Raw genomic sequence first — 8,248 nt, 5'->3', positions numbered from 1 at the left:
GGTGAGCTACGATGAGCCGAAAATCCTCTCTTCTCAATTAACCCAATTCTGTCTCATGGGCGCTGATGTCGGACAGTGTCGAGCACATCGCGGCCGCCAATCATCATGGCGAGCCTCTTTGACAAACGGGGATAAACGGCCGTGCAAAGGACATCGTAGATCGGCGCCAGATCCGGTGTATCGGAACCGTAAAGCAGGGCGTAGTTCTTGCCGTGGGCATCGGCGTTGCCCACGAGATAATGGAAGATCAGCATTCGGATGAATTGTAGCCGATCCGTGACGGGTTTCGCGCAGGCCTGATCGATCAGCTGTATCCATCCGGCTTAGACCGCACCGCTTATGATTTTGGCTGGTCTGCCATGATGCGCTCGATCTTTTCCTGGTCGCATTGCTCGTCGGCAAGGAACTGGCGAACGCCTCCCTCCCAGGTGCGGATGTCGGCGAGGAACTCTTTCAGGCTCTCGACGCCCCGGTCGGTGAATGTCGTGATGCCCTCTTTGCTGCCGTCATGGGCATGGATCATCTCGCCATAGTCGATATTGTCGGAGTTGCTGGCGATTTCCTGGATGAGTTCGAGGTTTTCGCCGATCAGCACAGCGACGTAGCCGATCGTGTAGACATGCGTCGGGCGGCTCATCAGGCGGCCATCTGTCGGCCGCTGCCAGCGGCGGACCAGTTCCAAGGCAGCAGTTCCGGCAGTCGTGATACGGGAATGTTGGGCATGCGGGCGAGGATATCCGCCAACCAGGCCTGCGGATCGATATCGTTCATCTTAGCCGTGACGATCAGGGAATACATGAAGGCAGCACGCTCGCCGCCGCGCTGGGAGCCAGCGAATAGCCATGCCTTTCTTCCCAGAGCGATCCCGCGCAGGGCTCGCTCTGCCGCATTGTTCGACATGCAGAGCCTGCCATCGTTGAGGAACCGGGTGAAGGCTTCCCAGCGCCCGTCCTTCTCGAACATGTAGTTGATCGCCTTGGCGACGGGATTGTGCTTCGACATCTGGGAACGCTGGGCCATGAGCCAGTCGTGCAGGTCCTCGACAAGCGGACGAGTGTGCTGTTGTCGGGCAGCTAATCGTTCCTCTGCGGATTTACCGTTTATGCCACGCTCGATCTCGAAGAACGCGTCGATGCGGGCCACTGCTTCAAGCGCGACAGGCGATATCTCATGGGCAGGTTTGCCTTTGCGCACGTTGCCGGCGATGTCAGCCAGCTCGAAGAACTTCCGTCGCGCGTGGCTCCAGCAGAGGGCGCTGATCACCGCCGCGGGGCGGCGGTCGGCGCGATAAAGATCGTTGTAGCCGCCATAGGCATCCGCCTGCAGGATGCCGTGCCATCCGGCAAGATGCGTGTTGGGATGGGTCTTCTCCCGATCCGGCGAGAAGTAGAAGAGTGCCGCAGGAGGCGCACCACCCGCGAAGGGACGATCATCGCGAACGTAGGTCCATAACCTTGCCTGCTTCGTTGCGCCCCTGGCCAGCAGCGGCACGGTAGTGTCGTCGCCATGAAGCCGCCCGGCGGCCAGCACATGGGCGCGGATCAGATCATGAATGGGCTGCAGCGCCGTTGCGCAGGCTCCAACCTGGTCGGCCAGCGTAGAGAGGCTGAGATCGACGCCCTCCCTGGCGTAGCGCTCAGCTTGGCGGTTCAATGGTTGATGCTGGCCGAACTTCTCGAACAGGATAGTCGCGAGCAAGTTCGGTCCCGCCCATCCGCGTGGTGTCGCATGGAAAGGTGCCGGTGGCTGGCTGATCTTCTCGCAGTCCCGGCAGGTGAACTTCTCGCGCACCGTCTGGATCACCTTCCACTGGCGCGGGATCACCTCCAGCGTCTCGGTGATATCCTCGCCCATCTTAACGATCCGGGCAGAGCCGCAGCAGGTGCAGGTCGAAGGCGCTTCAATGATCAGCCGTTCGCGCGGCAGGTGCTCGGGAAACGGCTTGCGGACCGGGCGGCGGCGTTCAAAGGCTGGAACCTGCACAACCTCAGCCGCCACGCGTTCCGCGGCGATCTCGTCCTCGGTGGCGTCGGCCTCAAGTTCTTCGAGCTGCAATTCCATCTGGTCGATCAGCCGGGCGCGTCGTTCCGAACTCTGACCATATTGCTCGCGACGTAACTTGGCGATCTCGAGCTTGAGGTGCCGGATCATTGCCTCGGACGTCGTCACGACGGCTCGCACCTGAGCGAGATCAGCCTCGGCGGAGGCGGCACGCGCCTCCGATGCCGCAAGCGCGGCGCGTAACCTGGCTATCTCCGAAGCAGCGTCGTCCATGGCCGAAAGCTACCATGCCGCTTGTCAAAAGCCCAACAAAAACAGGGGAATGTTCGCGATCAGCCTGCCGTTGCAGGTCGCTGCGTCCAGCGTGGATTACGCCAGTCGATCCCTTCCAGAAGATAGCCGAGTTGAGCCGCCGACACCGGCACGGCGGAGCCATTCTGGCTAACCGGCCAGATGAACTTGCCTGCCTCCAGGCGCTTCAGGTAGAGCGACATGCCGACGCCGTCATGCCACAGGACCTTGATCAGGTCACCTTTGCGACCTCGAAAGCAGAAGACCTCGCCGCCGTGGGGATCGCGGCCAAGCCCCTGTTGCACCTTCAGCGCCAAGCTGTTCATGCCACAACGCATGTCCGTCACACCGCCCGCAATCCACACCTTCACCCCGGGCGGAAAGGCGATCATGACGCGTCCAGAACCGGCAACAGCCGAGCAAGGATAGTTGGATCAAGCGAAGCCGGGATCGTCAGGCGACGGCCGTTCGGCAGGCCGATCTCGATCATCCTGTCGTCTTCAAGCCGCCGCCGGTCCATCTCGAAAGATGCCGCCGGCGGTGGCGAAATCGAAAGCGGCACGAAGCCCGTTGACGCGGAAACATGCAGAAGCCCGCTTCGGTATTCCCGACGCCAACGGGTCAACAGTGACCGCGACAATCCATAACGCCGCGCCGTTACCGAGCCCTGCCGAAAGCCTTGCAGGCTCTCCTCGACGATCCGAACCTTCTCTTCGTCCGACCAATCCCGCCGGCGACCAACATCGTCGACAGACATAAGCTCAATGGGGGAAATCACTGTAGTGCATGACATAAGCCATGGACTTAGAGCTAATCACCAAGTCAAGACAGACGGCCTTCGCCGCAGGCATACCCCGAAGCGAAGTTCGGCGATCGTTATTGCGGAGAGGAACAGCGTTTCGATAGCTTGATCGTCCAACCAGGCGATTACTGCCTGATCAGGAACTGGCTTCCAAGGCTCGGATATAAGATTGGTGTCCAGCAAGATCATTCGAATGTCATCGGTTCAGCAGGTGTCTTGTCGCGGCTTTTCTGCAGGGCTTCAATGTCGCTATCGGAAAGCTCAGCGTCCCGACCAATAGCCGTCAGCAACGAACCGAGCTTAACCCGTTCATGAGGACGAACAGCGGCTTCAATAATGTCACGGATTTCGGCCTCGGTGCTCCGGCCATGATGAGCCGCTCGCACCCGCAGAGCACGATGTGTTTCGTCAGAGAGGTTTCGAATGGTGACTGCCGGCATTGATATCACCTCTATATAAATGAAGTCTTTGATATCAAAATATGCAAAGTGCCGAAAAACTTCAAGAGGCTCATGAACTAGGGAGGGCATCCAGTCTGTTTAGATATCACGCCTTGAACGGAATCGAACGATCGGCAGCGCATCTCATTAACTGACGCGATGAAAAATTAACCTTCCTGCATACATCGCGCGGATCCTAGATGCGCCCAAAACGAAAAAGCCCGCCGCGGGAGGAGGTGCGGCAGGCTTTTCGAAAAGAACTGAACAACGACTGGGAGGAGGAGCGCCGCTGTTCTTACAAACGTTCCCTGGGAGGAGGATGGGACCGTCTGAAACCCGAAGCTCCGCGGGAGGAGATGCATTGCTTGGATGACGTTGATTATAAGCCCAGAACGGGCGTTGAACAGCCGATATGTTGCAGTGCAGCTATGCAAGGCGCGCATGTGGTTCCGCGTAGCTTTTGACCCACCATCGGCGCCGACGGTTGACCTCACCACACTGAAGAAGCCGCAAATTGATCAGCGTGTTATTCTACCCAAACCGGGTCAGTCTTCCGCGCCGAAAGAGGTCAACTTCAACACTTAATCAAACCTTCATATCCGATCTCGTCATATGGCCATTAAAAACGCCCCGTCACAGAGGCACTGAACATGCGTCCGGGTCCAGGAACAAGCGGTGCGACATCAACCTCCTCATCGAAGACATTTGATACGCTGAGAGACACAGAAAGGTGACGATCTTCGGATTCCCAGCCTGCGCCTATGTCCGTCACGAAGGCATCATCCATCCATACGGTGTCTTCGGAGGCACCGTGAACATCTCGAGTAAACGACACCCGTTTGCCGATATAGCTTTCTGCGAGAAAAAAGGTGAACCGCTCCGGGCTCATGTAGCTGAAGCCGACACGGCCAGTGTGCTCGGGCACTGTCGGTAGCCAATCGTCCCATCCGGAAATTGGATTTCCGCCCCAAATGCGCGAATAATTTGCAAAGAAAGTAACGCCACTGCCGATCCAGACGTTTGCATTCAGTGTCAGACGATCGATCGTGGCTTGGGGAAGCTGCAAGGAATAGGAATAGACGGGCACGCCGACTGAAAGGTTCTCAATATCCTGGTGCTGGTACTCGATCGCCGTGAAAAATTGATCAGACCATTCTGCATCCCAGCGCAGAATGGCGGTCTTCGTTTCCCCGAAGGCTGGCGGGTTGTCGGCTCTGAGACCCACGACGGTGAGCGGTGAGAGAGTGCTTCGCTCGCTGAGCGGGGTGCGCTCTACATAGGCCGCTCGCAGATACTGTCCCTCAGCCAATTCCCATGCAACACCGATATGCGGGTTGACGCTCATATCTTCCGTATCGTTCTGATCGTACCAATCTAGGAACAGGTTAGCTTCTGCCTTGATCTCCGGCGTCAGTTCAGCCATCCCGCCTATCCAGGCACGCACGTTCTCGCCTTGGACATGAGTGGTGGTGGTTGGAAAGCGAACTTTGAAGGCAGGACTATCGAGATAATATCCCAGATAAGATGTCGACGTCTCGAACTCCGATCGCCCACCTTCAACACCCCAACGCAACGTTATGTCATCAGCGACTTCAATGAGATGAGAAATGCCGAGCTTCAATGAGAACTCATCTTCTTCCACATCCAGGTCATAGCCTTCCGCCGGATCACGATCGAAATAGTAGTCCTGCAGGGAATTTCTCCCGGATCGATCTATGATGGAGCTAAACAGACCTACGTTCAGAACATTGTGATGCTCGAACGTGTGGCTCCAGCCGAGAAACATATCGAGGCCGTCGGCATTTAGCGTATCGCCACGCGTCACGTCCAGGCCGTCACTGATGGCGCCATCGATGGAAACGCCGCCCTCGACATGCACGCCATTCAGATACCCGACAATGCGGTCGTCGGGCGTAAGCTGGGCACCAAAGACGGTGAGCGAGTTCAGGTTCTGCGCAGTCTGATCGGCGAAGGACGGGTTCATGTGGGAATAGGTAATATCCGTCGTCAGTGCATAAGGCAGCGGATCATAGCCGAGGTTCTGATAGCTTGTCGTCCCACTCATCTGGACATCATCACCCATCGTCGTCACGCCGATACCGATCTCCGCTTCCTGGAAGGGAAACCGGTAGAAAGCCGGCCGCCGTCGTGGACTGGCGATTGCGAGCGGATCCAGCAAGGCGCCCTGAATGTATCCGGAAAAGGCGGCGTCGTCGCCGGTATTAGGCTCGGTGATGGCGACAAGCCCGGGGGCGGTGGCAAAGGCTGACACGCTACCGGACAGATTTTGGTCGAAGTAACTCGCGCCCTGGAACGGATCGAAAGCACGGTCGCCCCAATATCGCGCCCAAGCATTGAGGGAAGCCGTCCGATAGATGCCACCAAGCGTCGATCCGAAATCATCACTGGCCTCAACCGAACCGTAGTCACCACCGCGCGCACGCGCCCTGACAACCGATTCCTGACCCAGTTCGATGGCTAGGTCTAGATCGTAATCATAGAGAGCCAAGAGCGCCCGGTACTGCGCCATGATGGGGGATGTCGGATCAAGCCTATCGGCCAGTTCAAAGGATTGCGCGGCCGGACCCATTTCTCCCCGCGCGGCATAGGTCGCGCCGAGAGCGATCAGACCGCGCCCATAGGTGGGATTTGCCGCCGTAGCCCGAAGCATATCGTCGAGACCGCCATCGGGGTCCCCCGACTGTAGTTTTGCGCGGCCGCGCTGATAGAGAGCGACTTCGAAAGAAGAATCGCCGGCCAGCGCCTGGTCTACCAGGCGACGCGCCTCCTCATTGCGGCCCGCGTAGAGCAGGAGGCCGGCATAACTCGCCAAGGTCTCCGGAGCGTCGGGGTCAAGTTCCATGGCTCTGCGATAAGCGGCCTCCGCCTCCTTGGTCGCTAGCCGTCCAACCTGCTCCTGACCGAGGCTCAGCCAGTACTCCCATCTGCCGGGAGCCAGATCGGTCGCCGCTTCTAAATCGCGCACGGCGCCACGCACATCGCCTTCTACATGGGATCGGTATTGCGCTCGGACATGCAAAAGCGCCGGATCGTTCTGATTAATCTGCTCGGCCTTGCGAATGGCGCGTAGAGCCGAATCGAAATCAGCCGTCTGCATGGCTCTTTCCGCGATTGCGATCTGCAGGCGGAGATCAGTGCCAAAACGTGGCTCTGCGGATTGAAGCAATTGCATCGCGTCACGTGGAGACTGCAACATGGCTACAATCATCTCCTCCCCCATCAAGGAAGCGAAAGAGGACTTAACGGGCCTCGGCTTTGGATAAATGATGGTCGGCTCGGCGAGGGAGTGGGCGAAATAGGCGAGGTATTCGGCACTGATGCCGTCTTCGCCGGAAAGGCCTCTCCTCGCCCTGTCTAAGAGCGCTGCCGCCTCGGCATAACGTCGCGCACTCGCGAGCACTCGGCCTTCGATATAGTCCAGTCGCGCTTCGTCAGCAGAATTGAGCGAGCCTGAGCGGGCAGCGGCGATCGCCTCAATTGTAGCCGCTTTGCCATAACGCTCGAAACTGACCTCCACCGCTGCAATCTTGTCTTTGGCGAGCAACGGCGTCTCCGGCTCCTGCCCAAGCGCATCGTCACCCCTCTCAATGGTCCCGCCACGAGACTTGACGATACCGCTGCCGCCAAAGGCATCGCGAAGGGCAAGGTTGTAGAGCATCTGCTGTCTGATATCGCCACCCGATATCACGATCTTCGATGGCGTACCGCCGAGGGTCGCAACCGCCGCCTCACCCGTGCCGACGCTCACCAGACCGCTTCCATTGGACAGGTCGACCAGGCCTTCGATAACGTTGAGCGTGGTACGCTCCGAGGAAACCGTCATCGCCCAGTCTGTCCCGCGTATCGCGGCGGTAGCAGCGGGAGTGTCGACGGTGATACCAGAACCACCACGGGCTGCGCGGCCATAGAGCTGACCGTTTTGCAGTTCCAGCGAGACACCACCGTCCGCGCGCACATCCTTCACGACAAGAACTGAATTTCGGCCCACCCGGATCTGGGTTCGATCGGCAAACAAGAGAGCGATTTGACCGATCTCGTTCGTGCGCACGACGTCGCCCGCCTTGACATCCTGGCCGACTTCAAGCGGCCGAAGGGCGGATGCCTCGATGAATGTAATGTCCTCGCCGATCCGGGTTTGAATGATCTGCCCCGTGATCAGCGGCGTGCGCGGCTGCGGTTCGGCAAACGCCATGACTGGGATTGCGACGCTTGTGAAGAGAAGCACCAATTTTCTTGAAAGGAGTTTCATATCGCCGCGCCACCAACCGAATTCATGATGATAAGGCGCGAGCTAGGCGCGGTCATTCATCCTTGTCAACGAGCGGTTGATGCCCGAGCAAAAGAGGGACGTGCAATATGCCAATTTGCTCGCTGGTGTTGCGTCGCATCAACGGTTTTCTGCCGGATGTCCACGCACGGACGCATCTGCCATGGTTTGCTCTCACTGCCGGCAGCCTGTCGCAGAGCGGGTAGAATATGTTTGTTCGGAGTTACGCTAGGCTTGGCATGGAGAATGCCGGTGACGAAAAATACCCTCGTTGGTGAGAAACGCAGATTTTGTACTGCAGGCCCAGATAGCGGATCTTGCAGGGCCATGCTCTTGAGCGGAGTCGAACCATCGACCCGATGCTAATTTTCTACTCTGCCGCGCAAGGTCTTACCTGCGACCGACAATCAAAAAATCGTGACCGAA

The 8,248-nt window shown here is 58.3% G+C and carries 7 protein-coding genes and 1 pseudogene; all 8 read right to left on the bottom strand.

Annotated elements, in window-relative coordinates:
- Positions 1-53: 53 nt before the first annotated feature.
- Complete coding sequence (locus ACT6VE_RS31890) at positions 54-305, bottom strand: HipA domain-containing protein (RefSeq protein ID WP_444802255.1); 252 nt, start codon at positions 303-305, stop codon at positions 54-56.
- Positions 306-337: 32 nt separating this feature from the next.
- A complete protein-coding gene (locus ACT6VE_RS31885) occupies positions 338-637 on the bottom strand; it encodes a hypothetical protein (protein WP_241602642.1) in 300 nt (99 codons plus the stop codon).
- Entirely contained in the window at positions 637-2,274 is a 1,638-nt protein-coding gene (gene tnpC / locus ACT6VE_RS31880) for an IS66 family transposase (RefSeq protein ID WP_444802253.1), read from the bottom strand. The genes ACT6VE_RS31885 and tnpC overlap by 1 nt, the downstream gene beginning before the upstream one ends.
- A 59-nt stretch (positions 2,275-2,333) precedes the next feature.
- Positions 2,334-2,684 (bottom strand): IS66 family insertion sequence element accessory protein TnpB, encoded by a 351-nt coding sequence (gene tnpB / locus ACT6VE_RS31875; protein ID WP_010009780.1) that lies wholly within the window; start codon positions 2,682-2,684, stop codon positions 2,334-2,336.
- Positions 2,681-3,049 (bottom strand): IS66-like element accessory protein TnpA, encoded by a 369-nt coding sequence (gene tnpA, locus ACT6VE_RS31870; protein WP_444802252.1) that lies wholly within the window; start codon positions 3,047-3,049, stop codon positions 2,681-2,683. The genes tnpB and tnpA overlap by 4 nt, the downstream gene beginning before the upstream one ends.
- Positions 3,050-3,115: 66 nt before the next feature.
- Positions 3,116-3,283 (bottom strand): annotated as a pseudogene (locus tag ACT6VE_RS31865) (VapC toxin family PIN domain ribonuclease); the annotation flags it as partial.
- Positions 3,280-3,534: a FitA-like ribbon-helix-helix domain-containing protein gene (locus ACT6VE_RS31860; RefSeq protein WP_444802251.1), complete on the bottom strand. Its 255-nt coding sequence runs from the start codon at positions 3,532-3,534 to the stop codon at positions 3,280-3,282. The pseudogene ACT6VE_RS31865 and the gene ACT6VE_RS31860, both read right to left, overlap by 4 nt.
- A 619-nt stretch (positions 3,535-4,153) precedes the next feature.
- Complete coding sequence (locus tag ACT6VE_RS31855; protein WP_444802250.1) at positions 4,154-7,804, bottom strand: FecR domain-containing protein; 3,651 nt, start codon at positions 7,802-7,804, stop codon at positions 4,154-4,156.
- Positions 7,805-8,248: the final 444 nt, after the last annotated feature.

This window comes from Shinella sp. (assembly GCF_052438155.1).
In the GTDB taxonomy this organism is placed as follows: Bacteria; Pseudomonadota; Alphaproteobacteria; order Rhizobiales; family Rhizobiaceae; genus Shinella.
This window is presented reverse-complemented; position numbering and strand designations above follow the sequence as displayed.

Excerpts from the sequence above, each read along its gene's own strand:
- ACT6VE_RS31885 (WP_241602642.1), bottom strand. The coding sequence starts at position 637 with ATGAGCCGCCCGACGCATGTCTACACGATCGGCTACGTCGCTGTGCTG.
- tnpC (WP_444802253.1), bottom strand. The coding sequence starts at position 2,274 with ATGGACGACGCTGCTTCGGAGATAGCCAGGTTACGCGCCGCGCTTGCG.
- tnpB (WP_010009780.1), bottom strand. The coding sequence starts at position 2,684 with ATGATCGCCTTTCCGCCCGGGGTGAAGGTGTGGATTGCGGGCGGTGTG.
- tnpA (WP_444802252.1), bottom strand. The coding sequence starts at position 3,049 with ATGTCTGTCGACGATGTTGGTCGCCGGCGGGATTGGTCGGACGAAGAG.
- ACT6VE_RS31860 (WP_444802251.1), bottom strand. The coding sequence starts at position 3,534 with ATGCCGGCAGTCACCATTCGAAACCTCTCTGACGAAACACATCGTGCT.
- ACT6VE_RS31855 (WP_444802250.1), bottom strand. The coding sequence starts at position 7,804 with ATGAAACTCCTTTCAAGAAAATTGGTGCTTCTCTTCACAAGCGTCGCA.